At 65.1% G+C, this 23,311-nt stretch carries 21 protein-coding genes, 1 pseudogene and 2 riboswitches; of the genes and pseudogenes, 19 read left to right on the forward strand and 3 right to left on the reverse strand.

What is annotated here, in order from left to right:
- Window positions 1-9: 9 nt before the first annotated feature.
- Together AC3WJU_RS14455 and AC3WJU_RS14460 are read right to left on the reverse strand one after the other, a co-directional pair.
- Window positions 10-2,472, reverse strand: a complete 2,463-nt coding sequence (locus tag AC3WJU_RS14455; protein ID WP_284989618.1) for a helicase-associated domain-containing protein — start codon at window positions 2,470-2,472, stop codon at window positions 10-12.
- A gap of 49 nt (window positions 2,473-2,521) precedes the next feature.
- The gene (locus tag AC3WJU_RS14460) at window positions 2,522-2,737 is read right to left on the reverse strand and encodes a hypothetical protein (protein WP_332601717.1); all 216 of its coding nucleotides are present in this window, start codon (window positions 2,735-2,737) and stop codon (window positions 2,522-2,524) included.
- Between the two features lie 243 nt (window positions 2,738-2,980).
- Here AC3WJU_RS14460 and AC3WJU_RS14465 point away from each other — a divergent pair, with 243 nt between their 5' ends.
- The 3 genes from AC3WJU_RS14465 to AC3WJU_RS14475 are packed head-to-tail and all read left to right on the forward strand — an operon-like array spanning window position 2,981 to window position 5,245.
- Window positions 2,981-3,364, forward strand: a complete 384-nt coding sequence (locus tag AC3WJU_RS14465; RefSeq protein ID WP_059388199.1) for a cold-shock protein — start codon at window positions 2,981-2,983, stop codon at window positions 3,362-3,364.
- A gap of 7 nt (window positions 3,365-3,371) precedes the next feature.
- Entirely contained in the window at window positions 3,372-3,860 is a 489-nt protein-coding gene (locus AC3WJU_RS14470) for a DUF3027 domain-containing protein (RefSeq protein WP_084784410.1), read from the forward strand.
- 44 nt (window positions 3,861-3,904) lie between these two features.
- On the forward strand, window positions 3,905-5,245 hold the full coding sequence (locus AC3WJU_RS14475; protein ID WP_284989619.1) for an MFS transporter: 1,341 nt from the start codon (window positions 3,905-3,907) through the stop codon (window positions 5,243-5,245).
- A gap of 21 nt (window positions 5,246-5,266) precedes the next feature.
- Here the strand turns inward: AC3WJU_RS14475 and serC are convergent, their stop codons facing one another.
- The gene (gene serC, locus AC3WJU_RS14480; RefSeq protein ID WP_492260183.1) at window positions 5,267-6,397 is read right to left on the reverse strand and encodes a phosphoserine transaminase; all 1,131 of its coding nucleotides are present in this window, start codon (window positions 6,395-6,397) and stop codon (window positions 5,267-5,269) included.
- Between the two features lie 271 nt (window positions 6,398-6,668).
- Here serC and AC3WJU_RS14485 point away from each other — a divergent pair, with 271 nt between their 5' ends.
- The 16 genes and pseudogenes from AC3WJU_RS14485 to AC3WJU_RS14560 all read left to right on the forward strand — a co-directional run bounded on the left by AC3WJU_RS14485 (window position 6,669) and on the right by AC3WJU_RS14560 (window position 23,139).
- Window positions 6,669-7,364 (forward strand): iron-dependent transcriptional repressor DtxR, encoded by a 696-nt coding sequence (locus tag AC3WJU_RS14485; RefSeq protein ID WP_492260184.1) that lies wholly within the window; start codon window positions 6,669-6,671, stop codon window positions 7,362-7,364.
- A gap of 125 nt (window positions 7,365-7,489) precedes the next feature.
- A riboswitch (cyclic di-AMP (ydaO/yuaA leader) is annotated at window positions 7,490-7,697 on the forward strand.
- A 2-nt stretch (window positions 7,698-7,699) separates the two neighbouring features.
- Window positions 7,700-8,518: a M23 family metallopeptidase gene (locus AC3WJU_RS14490; RefSeq protein WP_306962992.1), complete on the forward strand. Its 819-nt coding sequence runs from the start codon at window positions 7,700-7,702 to the stop codon at window positions 8,516-8,518.
- Window positions 8,519-8,663: 145 nt separating this feature from the next.
- A riboswitch (cyclic di-AMP (ydaO/yuaA leader) is annotated at window positions 8,664-8,830 on the forward strand.
- 5 nt (window positions 8,831-8,835) lie between these two features.
- Window positions 8,836-9,600: an NlpC/P60 family protein gene (locus tag AC3WJU_RS14495; protein WP_492260185.1), complete on the forward strand. Its 765-nt coding sequence runs from the start codon at window positions 8,836-8,838 to the stop codon at window positions 9,598-9,600.
- A gap of 249 nt (window positions 9,601-9,849) precedes the next feature.
- The gene (locus AC3WJU_RS14500) at window positions 9,850-10,350 is read left to right on the forward strand and encodes an HNH endonuclease (protein ID WP_028266173.1); all 501 of its coding nucleotides are present in this window, start codon (window positions 9,850-9,852) and stop codon (window positions 10,348-10,350) included.
- 37 nt (window positions 10,351-10,387) lie between these two features.
- The gene (gene mobA, locus AC3WJU_RS14505) at window positions 10,388-11,017 is read left to right on the forward strand and encodes a molybdenum cofactor guanylyltransferase (protein ID WP_492260186.1); all 630 of its coding nucleotides are present in this window, start codon (window positions 10,388-10,390) and stop codon (window positions 11,015-11,017) included.
- Between the two features lie 31 nt (window positions 11,018-11,048).
- Window positions 11,049-11,336 carry a DUF6457 domain-containing protein gene (locus AC3WJU_RS14510; RefSeq protein ID WP_492260187.1) on the forward strand — a complete coding sequence of 96 codons (288 nt, stop codon included), beginning with the start codon at window positions 11,049-11,051 and terminating at the stop codon, window positions 11,334-11,336.
- Entirely contained in the window at window positions 11,333-12,658 is a 1,326-nt protein-coding gene (locus AC3WJU_RS14515; protein WP_492260188.1) for a molybdopterin molybdotransferase MoeA, read from the forward strand. The genes AC3WJU_RS14510 and AC3WJU_RS14515 overlap by 4 nt, the downstream gene beginning before the upstream one ends.
- Before the next feature lie 62 nt (window positions 12,659-12,720).
- Entirely contained in the window at window positions 12,721-15,057 is a 2,337-nt protein-coding gene (locus tag AC3WJU_RS14520; protein ID WP_492260189.1) for an FdhF/YdeP family oxidoreductase, read from the forward strand.
- Window position 15,058: 1 nt separating this feature from the next.
- Window positions 15,059-15,916 (forward strand): annotated as a pseudogene (gene fdhD / locus AC3WJU_RS14525) (formate dehydrogenase accessory sulfurtransferase FdhD); the annotation flags it as partial.
- 54 nt (window positions 15,917-15,970) lie between these two features.
- Window positions 15,971-17,029: an ABC transporter permease gene (locus AC3WJU_RS14530; protein WP_492260196.1), complete on the forward strand. Its 1,059-nt coding sequence runs from the start codon at window positions 15,971-15,973 to the stop codon at window positions 17,027-17,029.
- A gap of 15 nt (window positions 17,030-17,044) precedes the next feature.
- Complete coding sequence (locus tag AC3WJU_RS14535; protein ID WP_492260190.1) at window positions 17,045-17,998, forward strand: ATP-binding cassette domain-containing protein; 954 nt, start codon at window positions 17,045-17,047, stop codon at window positions 17,996-17,998.
- 111 nt (window positions 17,999-18,109) lie between these two features.
- A complete protein-coding gene (locus AC3WJU_RS14540) occupies window positions 18,110-19,105 on the forward strand; it encodes a Gfo/Idh/MocA family oxidoreductase (protein WP_492260191.1) in 996 nt (331 codons plus the stop codon).
- On the forward strand, window positions 19,105-20,145 hold the full coding sequence (locus tag AC3WJU_RS14545) for a Gfo/Idh/MocA family protein (protein WP_492260192.1): 1,041 nt from the start codon (window positions 19,105-19,107) through the stop codon (window positions 20,143-20,145). The genes AC3WJU_RS14540 and AC3WJU_RS14545 overlap by 1 nt, the downstream gene beginning before the upstream one ends.
- Window positions 20,146-20,180: 35 nt before the next feature.
- Window positions 20,181-21,284: a Gfo/Idh/MocA family oxidoreductase gene (locus AC3WJU_RS14550; protein ID WP_307052797.1), complete on the forward strand. Its 1,104-nt coding sequence runs from the start codon at window positions 20,181-20,183 to the stop codon at window positions 21,282-21,284.
- Entirely contained in the window at window positions 21,284-22,102 is an 819-nt protein-coding gene (locus AC3WJU_RS14555) for a TIM barrel protein (RefSeq protein ID WP_284989663.1), read from the forward strand. Before AC3WJU_RS14550 ends, AC3WJU_RS14555 begins: the two co-directional genes overlap by 1 nt.
- The gene (locus tag AC3WJU_RS14560; RefSeq protein ID WP_492260193.1) at window positions 22,099-23,139 is read left to right on the forward strand and encodes a Gfo/Idh/MocA family oxidoreductase; all 1,041 of its coding nucleotides are present in this window, start codon (window positions 22,099-22,101) and stop codon (window positions 23,137-23,139) included. Before AC3WJU_RS14555 ends, AC3WJU_RS14560 begins: the two co-directional genes overlap by 4 nt.
- The last annotated feature ends 172 nt before the right edge of the window (window positions 23,140-23,311 follow it).

Consider the following 23,311-nt stretch of genomic DNA (forward strand, 5'->3'; position numbering starts at 1 on the left):
ATTGCTTCCTCACTTGTGCGGCTCGCCCGCAGGTTCCACATCGATGATGCGATGGATGGACAAGACCCTTTCGGTGTCCCTGGCGGCGTCGAACACCCGGACGCGCCCTCCGGACACCGATACCGGAACAACGGTTTCGGTGTTGGAATTCCCCAAGCCGTCAACCACGTTCATGGTGACCGCTTGCTTCAGCCGGATGGCCCTCTGCAGGGTTTCGAGGCCCAGTTGCGTTGCCGCCTCGCCGGTCACCTCGCCGTGGACCGCCCGATGGTGCCTCAACACCGCGAGCTGGGCGTCGACGTCGTCGTCCGGTGGTGCGGTGCGGGGCGCCGTATACACGGGACGGGCGCCAGCGGCCACCGACGCCGTCCTCTTATAGCGCACGACGGCGGTCTCCGCCTCCTGCACGGCAGGCGAGAGTCCCAGCTCGCGCAGCACCCTCACGGTCTCCCGGGGGCTCGCGCTGGAGGTCAGTACCGTGGGGGCGATCCGGACAAGCCCCAGGCTTGCGGCCCCGGGCTCGCGGACGAGCTCGGCGATGGCGGCCTCGTCGTCACTTTGGATGAAACTGGGGCTGCTCGCGACCCGCAGCCGGCCGTGCCTCGAGGCAATGTCCTTGATCAAGTAGCGGAGCGGCTGCGGAACGTCAGTGGCAGAGTGGGTGCGCAGGAACGCGAGGATGGTTTCGGCGTCCTGGCCGGCGTCCAGCGCGCGCCGGATCGAATCTCCGGAGAAGCGGAAGATCGTGGCCGGGCCCTGGCCTTCGGCGTCGGCGATCAAGAGCAGTTTTTCGCTCAGTTCAGGTGCCAGGTACCCCGGCGCGACGGCGGTCAGGTCCGCTTGGAGCAGGACGTGGTTGACGGCGGCGGGCAGATGTTCGCCGAGGATGCTGAGGGCCAACTCGGGCTGTTCGGTGGCGATCGCCGAACCAAGCTGGGTCAGGGCGCCGGAGCCCATGAGCCCCAGGAGTTCGGCTTCGTGCAGGATCCCGCGGACAAGGGAGCTGAACCGCCGCGACATCCGCGGCTGGGACCATTCCGCGCGTTCCATGACGGCCTCGGCGTTCAGCACTGGAGCTTTGCCGTCCGGTGCTTCCACCTCGAGGGTGAGCTCTTCGAGGATCTCCAGGATCCGCTTGCGGACCAGCGGAGCGTCAGGGCGTTGGGCCTCTGCGGACAGGGCATTGATGGGGGTTGCCGGAGAGCCGGATCGCGGTGCCGTGGTGGCGGGCCCGGGAAGGGTTTGGCCCACAAGGGAGGGGGCGCGCTCGCTCGCGAGCCAGGCGTTGACCAGCCAGAGCCACTGTTCCTGGCGGGGGAGCGTGAGCCATTCCAGCGATGGCGGCTGCACCCAGGTGGAACTGTCCACATCGAGCCGCAGCAATCCTGACAAGGCACTGAGCTCGAGGATCAGGGCGGTCTCGGACAGCCCCAGACGGAGGCTGTCGGCAAGGCGTTTGAGCTCGCGCACGCCCACCCCTCCGCTGCGCAGGGTGACCACGGGCTGCTCGCGGACCGCGTAGAGGAGTTCACCCACCAACCGGAGCGCTTCTGCGATGGCACCCATGGCGGCGTTCCGGCGCAACGCGGCACTCGTCTGGCCCAGTTCAGGAACGGGAGGCTTCAAGGTGAAGTGGTCCACGATTGCGCCGCCGCGCAGGGACAGGCCCACGCTGTGCGGGAGCTCAACGTGGCCGGCGTCCAAGGGGACAAGCAGACCGCGGGCCAGGAGCCAGTCCACGGGACCGACGTCGCGGCCTTCATGGAGCACGGAAGCCTTGCGCTGGGCCTGGGGAACGGCCCCCATGGCCCAACTGCCGAACTTGTTCAAAAGGGGACGCGTCCGTACGGGTGCCTCGGACAGGATGTGCTGAAGGTTCTCCGGCGTCGAGGTCCAGCGTTGCAGCGCCAACGCAGCATCCATGGGCGTCGTGGCGGCCAGGATATCGGCGCCGCTCTGGTGGAGTTCGGCAACGAGATGCACCACGCGCTGGGCGAAGGCCGGTTGCAGCCGAACCAACTCGGTGTAGCTGCGGCCCAAACCGGCTGGATAGATGCCGATGACGTCCTTGAGGCTGCCCACCGGCAAGTAGAACCGCTGCCGCCCCGGATTGTGGACCGTGGCCGGCGGATCGGCCCGGTGGATGAGGGCGAGTTCCTGGAGCTTGTTCAGGATCGGCTCGAGCGCGGCAAGGGTGGCGCCATTGATGCACTTCTTGAGTCCCGCCGCCGACACGCTGTGGCCCGTGTCCGTGTTGGTGCATAGGTGGAGTGTCTCCAGTACCTGCATCTCCGGTTTGTTGAGCCGTTCCAAGGCGCGCTGCACGCTGACGCGGGCGCTTGCCCGCGCCGCGAGCGCAGCGAAGTCCGGGACCACCGGGGAGATGAGGTCCGGCCGCGCGGCAAACAAGGCCCGCAGCGAATCATCGCTGCGCGCTTCCAGTTCCTTGCTGAGCGCGCGAATAAGGGACATCAATTCAACGTTACAGCCAGCCGGGTCCGCCGTCGGGCTTTCCGGCTGCTCATTGCCGACGCCGCGCCCACACAGCGTCCACCACCAGCGCGGCCATCAAAATAAAGGCGAGCGGCAGCCCGTAGAGAGCGGCGGACGTGACCCACACCGGTGCCACTCCGTTGGCGAAAGCGATCCCCATGACGGCGGCTACGGAAGCCAGGGACAGGACTGCGACGACGGCGGCAACGATCGTGAGCGGGCGGCGGAAGTCGTGGGGAATCATGGAAGCAACGCTAACAGTCCCGGGCCGCATCCCCTGTTCCAGGCGAGGGTGCAGCCTGGCCGCGGGCAAAAGGCGGCGGGACCTGCCTGCGGGGTCTCAAAGCGCGAATCGGTGGCCGGGCAGGATAACCTTGAAGCAATAGACCAACATGGTCCAGGCAGTCACCCCTATTCCCGCAGTCTCCTGCGGATGCGGTGGCGTGCCGGCTGTGTCTCGCAAGTAAGAACGAAGAAGGTTGATTACGTGCCCACCGGCAAGGTCAAGTGGTATGACAAGGAAAAAGGCTTCGGATTCCTCGCAGCAGAGGACGGCCAGGAAGTGTTTCTGCCCAAATCCGCACTGCCCGAAGGCGTAGCGGATCTCAAGGCAGGAACCCGGGTTGAGTTCGGCGTCGCCGACGGTCGCCGGGGCGCCCAGGCGCTGGGCCTCCGGGTCCTGGACAAGTTGCCTTCCATCGCCAAGGCCAAGCGCATGAACGCCCGCGAGCTCGCTCCGGTAGTCCAGGATCTCGTATCTGTACTGGACAACCTCTCCGGCACGTTGTCCGCCGGCAAGTACCCTGAAGGCGCCAAGGGCAAAGCCATCGCAGCAGCCCTGCGCAAGGTTGCCGACGAGCTGGAAGCTTAAACCTGCCATGACATCAACGGCGAAACCCCGCACCGGCATTCCTGTGTGGCGCGTCGGCAAGCCGGACGCTTTCCTTGCGGCCGCCGTCGACGTCGCCCGCAATGCGGTGGAGACCATTGCCAAGCCGGCAGAAATCGGGCCGCATATTGCCGCGCGCTCGGAAGGCGAACGCGTCGTCACGCACCTGTTCGAATCGCGGCTGGCCGGGTACGGCGGGTGGCAGTGGTACGCCGTCGTGACCCGCAACTCGCGCTCCAAAGTGGTCACCGTCAGCGAGCTTGGCTTGCTGCCGTCTGAGGACTCCATCCTCGCTCCTGAATGGGTGCCGTGGGCAAAGCGCGTCCGTCCGGAGGACGAGGCTACCGCGGCCGAGGAGGCGGAGGAAGCCGGAGTCCCCGTTGACGCGGACGACGACGGCGACCCTTCCCGTGAGGACGTCGCCGCCCCGGGTGACGAACAAGAGAGCGACGACGCCGACGACATCGAGGCTGACTAGCCCTTGGCGGACCCGGCGAGTGAATTTCGTGAAGGTGGCAACTGATGTCCACCTTCAAATCGCTCGGTGTCCTTAACTACCGCATTTGGTTCATCGGTGCGCTCGTTTCCAATATCGGCACGTGGATGCAACGGACTGCCCAGGACTGGCTGGTCTTCGCCCATCTGAGCAACCACGATGCCGGTGCGATGGGCGTGACCTTGGCCCTCCAACTGGGTCCGCAGCTTTTCCTGGCGCCGTGGGCCGGACTGCTTGCCGACCGCTACAGCCGGCGCAGGCTCCTCGTCATGACGCAATCGGCCATGGCGGTCCTGAGCACTGGCTTGGGACTCCTGGTCCTAAGCGGTGCGGCGCAGTTGTGGCATGTCTACGTGTTCGCGCTGTTGCTTGGCGTCGTCTCGGCACTTGACGCCCCCGTCCGCCAGACGTTCGTCTCGGAGCTGGTCAAGGACGACTATCTTTCCAACGCCGTTGCGCTGAACAGCGCGTCCTTCAACGTCGCCCGCATGATCGGTCCCGCGGTGGCCGGCGTGTTGACGGTGGCCGTGGGGCCGGGCTGGGTATTCATGATCAATACCCTGACCTTCCTCGCGATGCTTGGCGCGATCCGGGCCATCCCTCTTTCCTCCTTGCGCGTCCAACCCCGGGCCGCCGCGGGCAAAGGCCGCATCCGTGAAGGGCTTCGCTACGTCCGCAATCGCCCGGACATTGGGGTTGTCCTCGTCGCGATTTTCATCATGGGCACGTTCGGACTGAACTTCGTCCTCTTCATCGCGGCCATGGTCGGCACGGAGTTCGGCATGGACGCGGGGGCATTCGGGCTGCTCAACTCGGTCATGGCGATCGGCTCCGTCGCAGGAGCATTGCTTTCCGCCCGGCGAGGGAGGCCACGCATGCGGCTCATCTTCGCAGCGGCAGGCGGGTTCGGCCTCGCGAGCGGGCTGGCCGCCCTCGCGCCGAATTACACCATGTTTGCCTTGGCGCTGATTCCCTGCGGACTGTTTGCCCTGACCATGATCACGAGCGCCAACGGCTACGTGCAGTCCACCACCGAACCTGTCATGCGCGGCAGGGTCATGGCACTCTACATGGCCATCTTCATGGGTGGAACGCCCATCGGCGCACCGTTCGTCGGCTGGGTGTCCAACGTCGCCGGACCCCGGTGGGCAGTGGGAGTGGCCGCCGCCGCGGGCGCCAGCACCGCCGTCGTCGGCATCGTGTGGATCATCCGCGCGCGCCAGTTGCGGCTCCGCTTCGACCGCAGCGCCGGCGGGATGCGGTTCTTCCGGATTGAGTCCCAAGGCGCGGGTCCAGCTAATAGGGACGCCGTTAAAAGGGACAGCGCCGCCCGGGATCCCCACCCGGACGACGCCGACCAGTCCTGACCGCGGGAATGCGGCAGGCCCTTACTTCTTCAGTTCGCCCACCACGAAGTCGATGCTGGCGAGCAATGCGGAGACGTCGTCCGGCTCGATGGCAACGAAGGTAGCGATGCGCAGCTGGTTGCGGCCCAGCTTGCGGTAGGGCTCCGTGTCCACGATCCCGTTGGCGCGGAGCACCTTGGCGATGGCCGCGGCGTCGATCGAGTCATCGAAATCGATCGTGGCAATGACGTTGGAGCGGTCCTCGGTCTTTGCCACGAACGGGGTGGCGTACTCGGAAGCCTCTGCCCAGCTGTAGATACGGCTTGCGGAGTCCGCGGTGCGTCCGGAAGCGAAATCCAGGCCACCGTTCTTGTTGAGCCACTGGACCTGGGCATCCAATGTCACCAAGGTGGACAGGGACGGCGTGTTGTAGGTCTGGTTGAGCTTCGAGTTGTCGATAGCCGTCTGCAGGTCGAGGAAATCTGGGATCCAGCGGCCGCTTGCCTTGATACGGGCCGCGCGCTCCAGGGCGGCGGGGGAGAAGAGTCCCAGCCACAGGCCTCCGTCGGACGCAAAGTTCTTTTGCGGGGCGAAGTAGTAGACGTCGGCTTCGGCAACATCAACATCCAGGCCGCCGGCTGCGGACGTCGCGTCCACCAAGACAAGTGAACCCTCGCCGGCGTCTTGGACGCGCTTGACCGGAGCGGCGACACCCGTCGAGGTTTCGTTCTGTGGCCACGCGTATACGTCCACGCCTGCTTCGGCCTGGGAAACCGGCCGGGTACCAGGCTCGGACGTGATGATGGAGGAAGCTTCAAGGAACGGTGCCTTGTTGGTCGCCGAAGCGAACTTGGAACCGAACTCACCGAAGGAGAGGTGCTGGGCCTTCTTCTCGACCAGGCCGAAGCTGGCGACGTCCCAGAACGCGGTGGAGCCTCCGACGCCGAGGATCACCTCGTAGCCCTCGGGCGCACGGAAGAACTGGCTAAGTCCCTCGCGGACGGAGCCCACCAGGTTCTTGACGGGTGCTTGGCGGTGGGAGGTGCCGAGGATCGTTGTCGAGGCGGCGGAGAGGGCCTCGATCTGCTCCGGGCGGACCTTGGAGGGCCCGGCGCCGAAGCGGCCGTCCTTGGGCAGCAAATCGGCGGGGATGGTGATGCTGTTGTCGCTCACGGGATGCTCCAATGGTGAAGTAGCGGCCTAGATGGGTCGTGGCAGGTGGCAAGCTGCCCCTTCGACTCCCCAATTCTGCCTGACGCCGCAGTCGGGGGCAGAACCGAAGGTGTCATAGTCCGCCACGTGGAAACCATTGTTCGGCCGGCTCAGGAGAGGACGGCGGACCGGGCGGTGGACAAGCGCCGGAATTATCCGGAGTAATTCCAAATAAGCTAAGCTTGGAGCTGGCGAAAATACGCAAGATACTGCGCTCGAGGAGCTGAGCTGGATGACGGATCTGATCGATACCACTGAGATGTATCTTCGGACCATTTTGGAGCTTGAAGAAGAGAACATCGTGGCTCTTCGCGCCCGCATCGCCGAGCGCTTGCGGCACTCCGGCCCCACCGTTTCCCAGACGATCGGGCGGATGGAGCGCGACGGCCTGGTGATTGTGTCCAACGACCGGCACCTTGAGCTGACTGAAACGGGCCGGAAACGCGCCACCGAGGTCATGCGCAAGCACCGGCTCGCCGAACGGCTCCTGGCAGATGTCATTGGACTGGACTGGGCCTACGTGCACGATGAAGCGTGCCGTTGGGAGCATGTCATGAGTGAGCGCGTGGAACGGCGGCTCTATGAGTTGCTGGACCACCCCACGGAATCGCCCTATGGCAAACCCATTCCCGGACTCGAAGCGCTGGGTGGAGCCGCGTCCCACGCCTTTACGGATGGCGTGGTCAACCTTCTTGACGCGATGAACGAATATTCACCTGAAAACCGGGTCACCGTCAGCCGGCTGGCTGAACCGATCCAGGTGGAACCGGAACTTCTGGTCCAGTTGGACGAGGGCGGAATCCGCCCGGGCGCCAGGGTGTCCCTGGAGCGCGTAGGGGAGTACATCTCCGTTCGCGTGCCCAATATCGAGGGCGCGCTGGAGCTGCCGCCTGAGGTCGCCTCGCACGTGTTTGTCACGGTCGCCTAGCCGGCCCGGCGGGGTCGCCCGCAAAGATAACGAAATTATTACCGTGGGGCTTAATCCCCTATAGTTAAATACTGGCGCCGATACCAAAGCGTTACCTGATCCGAAGCCGAGTTCTGCCAGCGGATCAGGTGGATTAGTCCATTCACTGGCAGAAACGGAGGAACCACCATCGGCTGTCGAAAGACGGCCTTGGGGTGAAGTCCGTAGCGGAAGTGCAAACAACGCAAGGCCCCTCCGGGTACCTTGCGTTTCGTGCCCTTCGCGCGGACCGGGTCCACGATCTCTCTGGCCCGAATCCGACAGCTAACTTCGCAGGCTTGCCAGAGAGGAAAACCTTGACCACGCAGAACACCAGGGGCCGCAGGCGCGCGTCCGGTCCTACTGCTGAGCTGCGGAGCACAAGCGCCGTCGAGCACGAGCGGCCGCGCGATCCCCATCGCGAACTTCGCCGCCGCAAGGGTCCTTTGCGACAGATGGCCGAATTCGCCGCCGCGAGCGGAGCGGGACAGAAGGCCGGAGTGGCCCTCGCCACGACGGGCCTCATCCTGACAGTCGCCATGCCGGGCACCGGCGCCATGACGGCCACGGCGGATTCAAGCCAGGCCGCCTCGGCTGTGGGCACCCAGCCCGAGATTCCGGCCGCGGCAAGCGCCACGATCGACTTCAGCCGTGCCGCAGTGTCAACCACGGCGGATCCGGACAGCAAGCTCAAGCAGCTCTTGAGCGCACAGTCCGTCGGCACCATCAAGACCTCGTCCTCCAAGGGCACCCTGGGGGCGCCCCTGGACACCCTGACCACGGCCTCGCCTTTCGGCTACCGCGTGAATCCCATCACGGGCGGTTTGGGGGAGTTCCACCGCGGCCAGGACTTCGTGGCCCAGTGCGGCACCCAGGTCCATGCTGCCGCGGCCGGCAAGGTCACCTTCGCCGGCTGGCATCCGTATGGCGGCGGAAACCGCATTGTGGTGGACCATGGCAACGGCCTGGAAACCACGTACAACCATTTGTCGTCGTTCAACGTCCAGGTGGGCCAAACGGTTGGCCGAGGCGATGTCATCGCATTGAGCGGCACTACGGGCGCCTCCACGGGCTGCCACCTCCACTTTGAAGTCATGGTCAACGGCGACGTCGTTGACCCCCTGGGCTGGCTGTAGCCAATCCGATGGAAGTCTCTCGCATGCTTGTCACGCTCCGTGACCTGAATGTGACATTCAGCCAAAACTCATGTACCGTCTAACTCGCATCAACTTTTAGAGAGTTGATGCACTCGGGTGGATTGCCTAGCTCTGCCACTGCCCGAGGTTCCGTTCGCAAAACATCGTCTGGCAGAGGCGGGGGACCCACTTTTGGTCATCTTCACCGATGGCCTTGGGGTTAAGTCGCACGACTTCCGAGAGGGAGGAGTGTGGCCGGATGACTCCCATCCGAATCCGACAGCTTACCTCGCGGGCATAGGGAGAGGCCTCTTAACGTGTCTTCACGCTCTACTGTTGCGCGCCACCGTGCCGTGGTCACCAAGACCAACTCGCTTGCCGTTATCGCTAAGACTGTCGGCAGCAACGCCGGTGGCGTAGGCCGTCAGGCAGCCGTTATCGCAGCTGCTTCCGGTCTGGTGCTCACTAGCGGTATCGCAGCCAACGCTGCAGAAACCAACGTTCCCCGCGAGTCCACTTCGACCTCCGCCCTGGAAGTCCAGTCCATCGCCCAAGCCAGCATTTCGGCCGACTCCTCCGTCGCCATCAAGTACGAACGCCCGGTGGTTTCCACCGAAGCTGCTCCGGTTGTCGCAGCTCCGGTTGCCACCCAGGAAGCCGCTCCGGCTTCGCAGGCTGCCACGGGTGCCGCTACCGGCTCCTCGACGCTTTCTGTGACCGCTGCTGTTTCGCCCGCCACGAAGGTTGCCAGCGGCAAGGGCGCAGCGATTGCTGCCGCAGCTTACGCTCAGCTTGGCGTTGCCCAGGACTGCACTGCCCTGGCCTCGAACTCCCTGGCCGCTGTTGGCATCAACTTCCACGGCTGGCCGGCAGACTACCTCTCCCTTGGCCGTACGGTCAGCGCTGCTGAAGCGCAGCCGGGAGACCTGGTCTACTACCAGAACGGTGGCATGGGCATGGCCCACATCGCTGTTTACGTCGGCAACGGCATGGCAGTCCACGGCGGCTGGAACGGTGGCACCACCGCCCTTTACAGCGTCAATGTCGGCTCCGGCCCGGTCTTCATCCGCGTTGGTGGCTAAATAGCCCCGGTTACATAGCTTCACTGGAACATCCCCGCTGGTCCGCCGGTGGGGATGTCCTGTTTTAACGAGCGTGCGCTTACGTGTCCGGCACATGAACTTTGACCGACACTGCGCTGGAACCCCCGCATGGATTCGTTGATCTGGCCTTCTGGTGTTTACTCTTAGGTTGTCGATCCACAGCCCGTACATGCAGAGGGCAGCCGGCCCTCGCGCCCCTGACGGGTGCGGCCGTGAAGAGGTACGTGCATGCGCACACTCGTTCTGAATGCTGGATATGAACCGCTGGCGGTAGTAACCTTCCGCCGGGCGCTGGTCCTTGTGCTCACCGGAAAAGCGAGCGTAGTGGCCGAAGGCGACGAGCCTGTCGTCGGGCCACAAGAGATTCTCGGACGTCCTTCCGTGATTCTGCTCAATCGCTACATCCGGCCAAGGTACAACACCATCACGGCGGTCACACGCCGCGGCGTCTTGCGCCGTGACGGTCACCGTTGCGCCTACTGCGGGAAAGCAGCGCACACCATTGACCACGTCCACCCCAAATCCAGGGGCGGCGCGGATTCCTGGGAAAACCTGGTGGCAGCGTGCTTGCGCTGCAACAACGCCAAGAGTGACCACACCCCAGCCGAGATGGGCTGGAAACTGAGGTTCACTCCGGCGGCGCCCACCGGGACTATCTGGCAAATCAAGGAGCTTGAGAAACCTGCGCCCGCATGGGATCCCTTCCTCCTGCCCGAGTCGGCGGCCTGAACCGGAATTGAGCCCGCTTCCCGGGTAATCTGGGCGGGTGGACTTTGATGCGGTGATATTGGCGGGTGGCAAGTCCTCCCGCCTCGGCGGCGTGCCCAAAGCCCAGTTGAGATACGGCGGCGCCACACTCCTTGAGCGCGCCGTGGCGGCCGCACGCGGTGCGGGAAGCGTCGTCGTCGTCGGCCCGGATCCCGGCACTCTGCCGGACGGCACATTGACCGCGCGGGAGGAGCCGCCCTTCGCCGGACCCGCAGCCGCGATCGCCGCCGGACTCCTCGCCCTGGGGCACGGAGGCGAAACGCAAAACGGCGAGGAGCCGTCCACGAAGCACGCGCCCTGGGTTCTCGTCCTGGCCTGCGATATGCCCCTGGCCTCCGCCGCGGTTCCGGTCCTGCTCCGGGAAGTTGCAGGCCACCAGGACACGGACGGGGCCATGTCCGTATCCGGCGACGGTAGGAAGCAGCCGCTGCTCGGGATCTACCGCGTATCTGCTTTGCAGCGCGAAGTGCAAGCTGCCGGAGAAGAACGTGGCCTGGTCAACGCCGCGGTTTTCCGCCTGCTTGCTAGGCTTGATCTGCTGGCCGTGCCTGTCCCCGCAGGGTCCACCGATGACGTGGATACCTGGGATGACGCCGCGGCGCTTGGAGTGGACGGCGACCTGCCGTGACAACAGCTGTACCGGACGGTGGAGGCGGATCGTGAAGAGCCAGGAAGAAACGCTCGAGGAATGGTGCAGGAGCCTGCTGCAAGCGTATGAGTTGGACGACGTCGAGATCGACATCAACGAGATCCTGTCCCTGGCGGGCGTTGCAGCCCATTCGGTGGTCCGGCCGGCGGCTCCTTTGACAACCTTCATTGCGGGCTTTGCGGCCGGGCTTGCCTCGGGCTCGGGACAAGCCACCCAGGCAGCGTCGATGGATGCAGCACTTAGCCTGGCACGCACGCTCGCGAAGGACTATACGAACCCCGGAACCGACGCCGGATGACGGAAGCCCCCGGGCATGTCCAGCATGCCGACCACTTGTGGGCCGAGGCGCGGCAACTTGCCTTCGATAGCGCCACGCCCATTCCCGCCGCAGCCGTTGCCCTGAAGGACGCCATCGGCAGGACCCTGGCCTCGGATGTCCACGCCCTGCAGGATCTGCCGCACTACGCGTCCTCTGCGATGGATGGCTGGGCAGTCAACGGCAGCGGTCCATGGATCCTCGCCGAACCCGGCCATCGGCTGGCACCGCACCAAGCCAGCCCGATCGCCACCGGTGGCCTGATCCCGCCAGGGGCCAAGGCCGTTCTGCGGAGGGAGAGCGGGGTCCTGACCACGGACGAAGACGGCTTACCACTGCTCGCGCTCGGCGGGAACGCGAAGCCCGGCGAACCGCGCAACGGGCAACACATCCGCGACGCGGGAGAGGAAGCCGCGGCGGGCGAGCTGCTGATCAAATCAGGCGTCGTCCTGAACCCGGCCCATCTCGCCCTGGCCGCCCTGGCCGGACGTGATGAACTGGACGTCCTGGGCAAGCCCCTCGTGAAAATGGTGCTGACCGGCGCCGAGGTGGTGACCACGGGTGTCCCGGCCCCCGGGCGCGTGAGGGATACCTTCGGTCCCCAGCTTGGCGCCGTCGTCGAGCTCCTTGGCGGCATTCGCGGCGAGCAAATCAAGGTGGGCGACTCCTATGACGAATGGCTCTCGGCCCTTGAGGAAGGTGAGCTGTCGCCGGACGCGCCACCCGCCGACGTCGTCATCACCACCGGGGGTACCGGCCGTTCGGGGACGGACCACTTCCGTCGGGCCATTGCGGAGCTGGGTGGCCGCTTGCTGATTGATGGAATTGCGATGCGTCCGGGACATCCCGGCGTTTTGGCCGAGTTGCCGGACGGTCGCTTCGTGCTGGGTCTCCCAGGCAATCCGCTCGCGGCCATGATGGTCCTCTTCACGATCGGCGCGCCGCTCCTCGCGGGTCTGGGTCACGGAACACTGCCCGAGGTGGGCGAGGTTCCTTGCGGTGCAATGCTCGACGCCGATCCCGGGCGCACGCGCTTGTTTCCCTTCAGGTTTGTGTACGGCTTGGCGTCGCCGGCCCAGCACGCGGGGCCCGGGATGATGCGCGGCCTCGCCAGTGCGGACGGAATCATGGTGGTGCCGCCGCACGGCGTACAACTTGGAGAGGCAGTGCCAGCTTTTCCATTGCCGTGGGGGCCGCCGCTTCCCCGGCCGAAGCCACCGGAGGACAAGGCCAAGAAGACTCCTGCCAAGCCAGCACGGAAGGTTTCGTCCGGTCCGGTGGACTGGAGCGCCCTGACGGGCTGAGAGTTTCAGGTGCGGGATGGACGCGGGTGGATTAGAGAGTCAGGCCTTGCAATGATGGGGACATGAACAGGCATGCTCCCGAGCAGGACATCAATGAAGATGACCTCCAGATCCACCCACCCAAGCGCTCCGCGGCGGGCGTCAAAGCTGTCACTGTGGCATTGGAACGGGGCTGGTCCCAAGCGGGTGTCAGCCGGACCGTCAAGTCAATGCTCCGCGTCAACCAGCGGGACGGTTTCGATTGTCCCGGCTGCGCCTGGCCGGAGTCCATCACCGGCAAACGCAGTCCCGCCGAGTTCTGCGAAAACGGGGCCAAGGCAATCGCCGAGGAGAGCACCACACGCGTGGTCGACGCGGAGTTCTGGGCCCGGCACTCCCTGGCCGAGCTTGGGGACAAGACCGAATACTGGCTCGGCAGCCAAGGCCGCATTGCCGAGCCCGTCGTCATCCGCCCTGGCGAGACGCACTATTCGCCGATCAGCTGGACGGATGCTTTCGCCCTGATCGGCGAGCACGTGAATGCCACCACGCCGGACCGCTGCGTTTTTTACACCTCGGGGCGCACGGCCAACGAGACAGCCTTCATGTACCAGCTGTTCGCCCGCAGCCTGGGCACGAACAACCTGCCCGATTGTTCGAACATGTGCCACGAGTCTTCCGGAAGCGCCCTCAACCCGACCATCGGCATCGGCAAGGGCACTGTCTCCCTGGAAGACATCCATGAAGCTCAGTTGGTGTTCGTTGTGGGGCAGAACCCCGGCACGAACCATCCGCGCATGCTCTCAGCCCTGCGTGATTGCAAGAACAACGGCGGCAAGGTCGTAGCCGTCAATCCATTGCCGGAAGCCGGGCTCCTGAACTTCAAGGACCCCCAGTCGCTCAACGGCGTGGTAGGCGGCGGCACGGACATCGCCGATGAATTCCTCCAGATCAAGGTGGGTGGCGACCTTGCCTTGTTCCAAGCGCTGGGCCATCTCCTGTTGGAGGAGGAGAAGCGGAAGCCGGGAACCGTGGTTGATCGCGCCTTCATCGAGGCGCAGACCGACGGTTTCGAGGCCTACGCCGAAGCCCGGGCTACCCTGGACTGGGCAGAGACGGAACGCGCCACGGGCCTGAGCCGTATCGAAATCACCAAGGTGGCCGGCATGCTCGCCGCGTCAAAGGGCACCATCATTTGCTGGGCGCTGGGCCTCACCCAGCAGCCGCACTCCGTGGACACCTTGCGGGAAATCATCAACCTGCTGCTCTTGCAGGGGAACTTCGGCAAACGCGGTGCCGGCGCCTGTCCCGTGCGCGGCCACTCCAACGTACAGGGCGACCGCACGATGGGCATCTGGGAGAAACCGTCCGAAGGCTTCCTGGCAGCCTTGGACAAAGAGTTTGGATTCACCACACCGCGGGTCCACGGATACGACTCCGTGGAAACCCAGCACGCCTTGGAGAAGGGCGAGGTGGACGTCTTCGTTTCCATGGGCGGCAACTTCGCCGCGGCAGGTTCGGACACCGTCGCCCTGGAGGAAGGGCTCAAGAAAGCCGGGCTGACGGTCCATATCTCCACCAAGCCCAACCGCGCCCATGTTGTACACGGCAAGACCTCCCTGATCCTGCCCACCCTGGGCCGCACGGACACGGACGACAAACACCCGGGCGGACGGCAGATCCTCTCCGTTGAAGACTCCATGTCCGTCATCCACTCCACGCAGGGCCGGTTGACTCCGATTTCGGAGCATTTGCTTAGCGAACCCGTCATCGTCGCACGCATGGCGCAGGCGGTCCTCGGGGACAACCACCCCGTGGATTGGCGGGCCATGGCCGAAGACTACGACGTCATTCGCGACCGCATCTCCAGGGTGATCCCCGGCTTCGAGGACTTCAACGCGCGGGTGCGGACCAAGAACGGCTTCGTGCTGCCGAACCCGCCACGCGACACCCGCACGTTCGCCACGGACATCGGCAAGGCACGATTCACCGTGAGCCAGCTGGAGTACCTCGAAGCCCCTGCCGGCCACCTGATCCTGCAGACAGTCCGCAGCCATGACCAGTACAACACCACGTTTTACGGGCTCGACGACCGATACAGGGGCATTTCCGAAGGCCGCCGCGTGATCCTGGTCCACGAGGACGATCTCGGCGAACTTGGCTTCGAAGACAGGGACATGGTGGACGTCATCTCCACTTTCCGCGGAACGGAGCGCCGGGCGGACAAGTTCCGGCTGGTTGCCTACCCAACGGCCAAGGGTTGCGCCGCCGCGTACTTCCCCGAGGCCAACGCCCTGGTCCACCGGGAGCTCGTTGCCCGTGAATCCAATACCCCCGGCTACAAGGCCATGACGGTGCGGTTCGTCAGACACGGGGAAGCCGCCGGGCATGCGGAACCCGCCGGGAAGGTGGGTAGCTGAGATGGGACGGGTGACCCAGCGCCGCAAGGTGCACAAATTCGTCCTGGACGGCTCCGCCCAGGCCCTGGAGCACCCGGTCCGCTACCGCGAGGACTTCCTGGCCGTCGAGGAACCGCTCGAGGTGCGTTTGGGGCACATGTCCTTCTCGGTGACCATGCGGACCCCTGGCGACGACTTCGACCTCGTGGCGGGCTTCCTGGTCTCCGAGGGTGTTATTTGGGACCCGGCCCAGCTCATTTCCCTGCGCTTCTGTGCCGGCGAGGACGAGAACGGCGTTCAGACCTTCAACGTGGTGGAAGCCCAGTTGCGTCCCGACGTCGTCCAGCCGGAGACCGGGCGCAACGTCTACACCTCCAGCTCGTGCGGGATCTGCGGCACCGACTCCATCGAGGCAGTGCGTAAATCCTCACACTTCAGCCCCGAGGACGACCCCCTGAATGTCCCGGTGGAGGTTCTGGCCGCGCTGCCTGACCGTCTCCGTGAAGCACAGGCGGTCTTCGACAAAACCGGGGGAGTACACGCCGCCGGACTCTTCCGGATCCACGACGACGGTGCGGCCGAGCTGCTGTGCCTGCGGGAAGACGTGGGGAGGCACAATGCGGTGGACAAAGTGGTGGGCTGGGCGCTGCGCGAAGGAATGCTGCCCCTGCGCGGCACCGTCCTGCAGGTCTCCGGGAGGGCATCCTTCGAGCTGGTCCAGAAGGCGGCGCTCGCAGGGATCCCGGTCCTGGCCGCCGTCAGCGCACCCTCCAGCCTCGCAGTGGAGCTCGCACAGGAGACCGGCCTGACGCTGGTGGGCTTCAGCCGGGGGACCAGCTTGAACGTCTACGCGGGCAGCGACCGGGTCGGAGTTCCGGCGGGAGCCGGTGGGGGGGCCCCCCCCCCGCGGCCTGACCAACAAGGAGTTCTTCCTATGGCAAACACAGCAACCCTGCCGCCGGCACCGGCTTCGGCCCCCGGCGATGAGCGGATCGGACGCCGGAGCCCGGTCCAGAAGTTTCTGGGCAGGCCTGAAGTCGGCGCCCTCGTGGGGGCCGTTGTTCTCTTCATTTTCTTCGCTTCGGTGTCCCAGACGTTCACGCAGCCGAACGCGCTCGCGACCGTGCTGTATGGTTCTTCGACGATCGGGATCATGGCGGTGGGGGTGTCGCTGTTGATGATCGGCGGCGAGTTCGACCTCTCCACCGGTGTAGCCGTGATTTCCTCGGCACTGACTGCCTCGCTGTTCAGCTGGAACTTCTCGCTGAACGCGTGGGTCGGCGTCGTGCTGGCGCTCGTCGTTTCGCTCGGCATCGGTTTCATCAACGGCTGGATCCTGGTCAAGACGAAGCTGCCGTCCTTCATCGTGACGCTCGCGACGTTCCTGATGCTCACGGGCCTGAACCTGGCCCTGACCCGGCTGATCGGCGGGTCCGTGTCCTCGCCGTCGATTTCGAAGCTGGACGGGTTCGAGTCGGCGCATGCGGTGTTCGCGTCCTCGGTCAGCATCGGCGGGGTCGAGGTGAAGATCACGGTGTTCTTCTGGATCGTCCTGGTCGCGATCGCGTCCTGGGTGCTGCTGCGCACGAAGGTGGGCAACTGGATCTTCGCCGCCGGCGGTGACGCGAACGCTGCCCGTGCGGTGGGTGTCCCGGTGACGAAGACGAAGATCGGCTTGTTCATGGCGGTGGGGTTCTGCGGCTGGGTCCTGGGCATGCACAACCTTTTCGCGTTCGACGCGGTGCAGTCCGGTGAGGGCGTGGGCAATGAGTTCCTGTACATCATTGCCGCGGTGATCGGTGGCTGCCTGCTCACCGGCGGTTACGGTTCGGCGGTGGGCGGGGCGATCGGTGCGTTCATCTTCGGGATGGCGAACAAGGGCATCGTGTATGCGCAGTGGAACCCGGACTGGTTCAAGTTCTTCCTGGGCCTGATGCTGCTGCTGGCCACCATCGTGAACCTCATCGTCAAACGCCGCGCAGAGCTCAAGTAGAAGGGGCGCAAGAGAATGAATGCCAAACAGATCGACCAGCAGACCCTGCTCCGGGATGAGAAGGACCCGCTGACCCACACCCCCGTGCACCTGCTCTCCCTGGACGGGGTGGGCAAGCACTACGGGAACATCATCGCCCTGCGGGACGTGACCATGGCCGTGGACAACGGCCGGGTCACCTGCGTGCTGGGGGACAACGGCGCGGGCAAGTCCACGCTGATCAAGATCATCGCCGGACTGCACCAGCACGACGCCGGGGTGCTGAAGATCATGGGGGAGGAGCGGAAGTTCAACTCCCCCCGCGACGCCCTGGACGCCGGCATCGCCACCGTGTACCAGGACCTGGCGGTGGTGCCGTTGATGCCGATCTGGCGGAACTTCTTCCTCGGCTCGGAACTGACCACCGGCTGGGGCCCGTTCAAGTCCATGGATGTCCAGAAGATGAAGGACATCACGCTCAAGGAACTGGCCGAGATGGGGATCGACCTGCGCGATGTGGAACAGCCCATCGGCCAGCTCTCCGGCGGGGAGCGCCAGTGCGTGGCGATCGCGAGGGCCGTGTACTTCGGGGCGAAGGTGCTGATCCTGGACGAACCCACCGCGGCGCTGGGCGTGAAGCAGTCCGGCGTCGTGCTCCGCTACATCCTGCAGGCCCGCGACCGCGGGCTCGGGGTCATTTTCATCACGCACAACCCGCACCACGCCTTCCCGGTCGGGGACCGTTTCCTGCTGCTCAAGCGCGGGAAGTCCATCGGCTACTACGACAAGAAGGACATCACCCTGGACGAACTCACCGCCCAGATGGCCGGCGGCGCGGAACTGGCCGAACTCGCCCACGAACTCGAACAACTCGGCGGACACACCCAGGCCCTCAAGGAAGTCCAAGCCGAAGTCGCCGGGGTATCCGAAGTGACCGACGTCGCGGGCGCAGCTGACAATTCAAGGGAAAGCAGCCCGCGGCACGCTTAGCGCGCGGGGAGACAGCGCGGACGGAGAGGGGGGTCCGCCGGAAAACCGGACGGGCCCCCGCTCGCCATGCCACTGCGGGAATGTGCACGAAGTAGTAGACGGGAAGACAGCATGCCGATCCGGGTTGGCGTTATTGGCGCCGGTGTCATGGGCGCAGACCACATCAGGAACCTCTCCACCACCATCAGCGGGGCCGAAGTCACCTTCGTGGCAGACCTCGACGCCGGACGTGCGGCAGCTGCGGCGCCGCCATCCGCACGCATCACCACCGACCCCTCCGAGCTGATCAACTCCAGCGACGTTGACGCCGTCGTCGTCGCTTCCCATGACTCCACCCATGCGGGACTGGTGCTGGAATGCTTCGAAGCGATGACCCCGGTATTGTGCGAAAAGCCGTTGGCTCCCACGCTCCTGGAAAGTCGCGAAGTGGTGGAGGCCGAAGCCGACCTCTTGGCCGCAACGGGTGCCCGGCTGCTGTCGATGGGCTTCATGAGGCGCTTCGATCCCGGCTATGTCGCCTTGCGCGAAGCCACCCGGGCACGCACGCAAGGCGAGCCTTTGCAGGTCCACTGCACCAGCCGGACCGTATCCGCGGGACCGGGCGCGAGCTCGGAGTCCGCCATCACCAACTCGGCCATCCACGAGCTGGACATCATCCCCTGGCTGTTGGATTCGCCTATCACTGAGGTGTCCTGGCAAGCGGGGCGGAGCTCCCGGTACAGCACGGGTGACCTGCGGGACCCGGCCTTCATGCTCCTACGCGCAGCCGACGGCACCCTGGCAACGCTCGAACTCTTCCTCAACGCCCAGTACGGTTACACCACCCGGTGCGAGGTTGTTTCGGAGTTCGGCATTGCCGCGCTCCCGGAACCGGCCGCCCTCGATGTCCGGCAGGAAGGGAAGCGCAGCTCCGAAATCCCCGCAGACTGGCGTCCACGTTTCGCCGACGCGTACCGCCTGCAACTTCAGGCCTGGATCTCCGCCCTCGAAAAGGGAGAGCCGGCGCCGCTCGCCACGGGTGAGGATGGCCTGCGCGCGTCGCAGCTCGCACAAGCGATGATCCGCTCGCTCCACAGCGACGGAGCCTACACAAAGGTGATCTACTGATGGTTTCATCCGTTCTGCCAGTATCAAGGGTGCCGGATTCGCGCGACGCTCCGGCGTTGCGCTGGGGGATCATGGGTCCGGGGTGGATTGCCGAACGCTTCGCGGAATCGGTGCAGGCCCACTCAACGCAAGTGATAGCCGCCGCCGGCTCCCGCTCCCTGGACCGCTCCAAGGCGTTCGCGGATGCTTTCGGCGTGCCCGCCGCCTATGGAAGCTACGAAGAGCTGGCCGCGGCTCCGGACATAGACATTGTGTACGTGTGCACGCCGCACAACTTCCACCATGCGGCTGCTTTGATGGCCATCGACGCCGGCAAACACCTCCTGGTCGAGAAACCGATCGGCCTGAATGCCGCGCAGGCACGGGATATCGCCGCGCGGGCCAAGGCAGCCGGCGTTTTCGCCGCCGAGGCTATGTGGAGCTTCTTCCTTCCGAAGTTCGACGTGATCCGGCAAGTGCTCGACGCCGGGACGCTGGGTACCGTAACGACGGTCCTGGCGGAATACGGTGAGCACTTTGAACGCGGCCACCGCATCTTCGATCCCGCTTTGGCTGGTGGGCCATTGCTGGACCTGGGCACTTACCCTCTGGCCCTCATCACCGAAGTCCTCGGCGCCCCGGAACGCTTGAGCGCTTTCGGCGAGCCCCACGAATCGGGTGTCAACGGCCAACTCTCCGCCATCATGCAATTCACGGGCGGGGGCCAGGCCGTGATGAATACGCACTTGCATAATTTCACCCCCACCGCGGCGACGATCGTTGGCTCCGAGGCCACATTGACCATCGACGGCCCCTTCAATATGCCCGGCGGTTTCGAGCTCCGTTTCCCGGACGGCACGCGGCTTCGCCACAACGAGGCTGTGGGCGGGCATGTGGAAGGCTTGCACTTCGAAGCCGCGGCGGTGGCCCGCGCCGTCGCCGCGGGTGAGACGGAAACCCAACAACGGCCCCTGGCCTCCTCCATCCGGACGATGGATGTTGCCGATGAAATCCGCCGCCAAGTGGGCATTGAATTCCAGGGCGAAGGCAATGCCGCCTGAGCAATTGTTGTACTGACTATCGAAAGGACGGGCCCATGGCCTACATCGAACAGCACTCCTCCAGTCTCCCCACGCCTGTGCGGCTTGGACTCATAGGGTCCGGCTGGATGGGAGCGTTTCACGGCGAAAGCATAGCTCGCAGGGTTCCGGGTGCGGTCCTGGCCGCCGTCGCCGATCCCAACGTGGACTCCGCCGCGTCCGTGGCTTCCCAGCTTGGTACGGCGAAGGTCACCCCCGACGCCGCGGACATCCTGGCCGATCCTGACATCGATGCCGTCATCATCGCCAGTCCGGCGCGTTTTCACGCTTCCCTGATCGCCCAGGCCGCGGCCGCCGGCAAGCACGTATTTTGCGAGAAGCCTGCCGCGCAGAGCCTCGAAGAGCTCGACGCCGCCCTCCTCGCCGTCGAAACCGCCGGGGTACATTTCCAGATCGGCTTCAATCGCCGTTACGCCACCGACTTCCAAGCCGCGAAGAAGGACCTGGCCGAAGGAATTGTAGGGGAGCCGCAGCTCTTGCGCTCGTTGACAAGGGATCCGGGTACCGGGAGCATCGGACATGCAGCCAGGATTCCGGCCTGGACGATTTTCCTGGAAACCCTCATCCACGATTTCGACACTCTGAACTGGTTCAACGAAGGCGCCGAACCGGTGGAGGTCTACGCCGTCGCGGACGCACTGGTTGAGCCGAGCCTTCGTGACCAGGGATTCCTGGACACCGCCGTGGTCACCATCCGCTACAGCAATGGCGCCCTGGCGGTGGCGGAAGCCAACTTCAGTGCGCTGTACGGCTATGACGTCAGGGGCGAAGTCTTCGGCTCCAAGGGCATGGTGCAGGCCGGACGGCCCACTGAAACGGCTGCCCTGAGGTACACGGCAGAGGGCCTTTCCGCTGAGACCCCGAGGCTCAACGTGGAACTGTTCCGCGATGCCTACACCGATGAACTCGTCGACTTCGCGGCCGCAGTCCGCGCACGCCGCGATGGCACGCAACCGCCGTCGGGCGCTTTCACCCTCACCCCGGGAGCTGCTGACGCGCGCCGCGCCCTCGCGATGGCTTTGGCCTGCATCGAGTCGGTCCAGCAAGGCGGCCCGGTGGCGGTCCCCGCCGTGTCGAGCAACAGCAAGGCCGGTGTCTGATGCGGCTGGCTGTCTGCGCCGAAATGGTCTTCACGGAACTGCCGTTCGCCGAGCGGGTACGTCGGATCCATGAGGCCGGATTCGACGTCGAACTCTGGGACTCGAGGAACAAGGACATTGCGGCGCTTAAGTCGAGCGGCGCGGTCTTTTCCTCCATGACCGGGTACACCTCCGGGAGCCTGGTTGACGCCGACACCGCCGATGACGTGGTGAGGACGGCCGAGACGCTGGTTCCGACCGCTTTGGAACTCGGCGTCAGCCGCATGGTGGTGCACTCGGCGGAGCTGATCGACGGCAAAGCAGCCCGTCCCGCCTACCGGGCCAACGGCAGTATGTGGATCACGGGTGCCCGGACCCTTGAACGCCTTGGCGCGCTCGGGGAAAAGCACGGACTGACGTTTTGCCTCGAAAACCTCAACACCGTGCTGGACCACCCCGGAATTCCGCTCGCACGGGCCAAGGACACTTTGGCGCTCGTGGAGGCGGCCGGACATCCCAACGTGAAGATGATGCTGGACCTGTACCACGCTCAATTGGGGGAGGGGAACCTCATTGAACTGGTGCGTACCGCCTTGCCGCACATCGGCGAGATCCAGGTGGCGGACGTCCCCGGCCGCTGTGAACCCGGCACCGGCGAAATCAATTACCTGGCTGTGGCTCGGGCGCTCGTCGCCGCGGGCTACGAAGGCACCGTCGGCATGGAGGCATGGGCCAGCGGAGACGACATGGAGGCGCTCGAGGCATTCCGGCGGGCGTTCACGGTTGAGGCCGCGGAATCCCGCAACAGCTCAGCTTTTTCAACGGAGGTAGCACTATGAAGGACGTCGTTCTCGGGCTGGTTGGAGTAGGGCGGATCGGCGTCATGCATGCCAGCAACATCGCGGCCCTCAACGGGGAATTGAATGGACAAGGCATCAACGTGGAGTTGCGGCTCACGGACGTGGCTGAAGACCATGCCCGTCGAGTCGCAGCTGGTCTCGGCGCCGAGTTCCTACCCTCGGTGGAGGCGTTGATCGCCTCCGGCGTGGATGGGCTGGTGATCGCAACCGGCACGGGTACGCACCCGGAACTAATCCGAGCTGGGGTGGACGCCGGTATCCCGGTGTTCTGCGAGAAGCCTGTAGCCATGAATGTGGCCGATTCGCTGCCTGTCCTGGAACATATCCGCGCCAACGATGGCGTGGTGCAGATCGGCCACCAGCGTCGCTTCGATGCCGGCTACCTTGAAGCCAGGCGTGCGTACCAAGCGGGGGAGCTCGGCTGGATCCACTCACTGCGCGCCGTGACCTGCGACATGGCACCGCCGCCCGTGGAGTTCCTGGCAACGTCCGGCGGGTTGTTCCGCGATTGCTCGGTCCACGACTTCGACATCCTGCGCTGGCTGACCGGCCGCGAGATCGTAGAGGTCTATGCCAAGGGTTCCAACAACGGCGATCCCGCCATCGGAGAAGTGGGCGATGTGGACACCGCCTTGGCTCTGATCACCTTCGACGACGGGACGGTCGGCACAGTCTCGGCAACCCGCTACAACGGTGCAGGGCATGACGTGCGCCTCGAAATCCAAGGCTCCAAGCGTTCCATCATGGTTGGCCTGGACGACAAGACAGCCATGGAATCAGCCGAGGCCGGGATCGCCTTCCCGTCCGGAGAACCCCACAAGACCTTCGCCGAACGCTTCGACCAGGCCTACCGCTCGGAAATGGCGGCCTTCGTTGAACTGGTCCTGGGCCAACGGGAAAACCCGTGCACCCCCGAGGACGCCGTCGCAGCTTCCCGTGTGGCGGATGCCGCGCAGGAGTCGCTGGCAAGCGGAGTTCCCGTCAGAGTGGCGCTAGTGGGGGCGAAGGCGAGTTAGGCGATTACAGGTCCCAACTAGCTCGCAGTTGTTGTCGTTTTGACGGCCCAGAACGACAACAACTGCTTGGGCCCACGCCGCCAGGGTTCCCTGACCGTGGGGCCCCGCCGGCGAGGGCCCCAGCCTGAGCTTGCGAAGGTTGGGAGCCGGCGGGGACTTGCGAGGCGAGGGT

This window comes from Arthrobacter sp. FW306-1B-F12A, assembly GCF_058781865.1.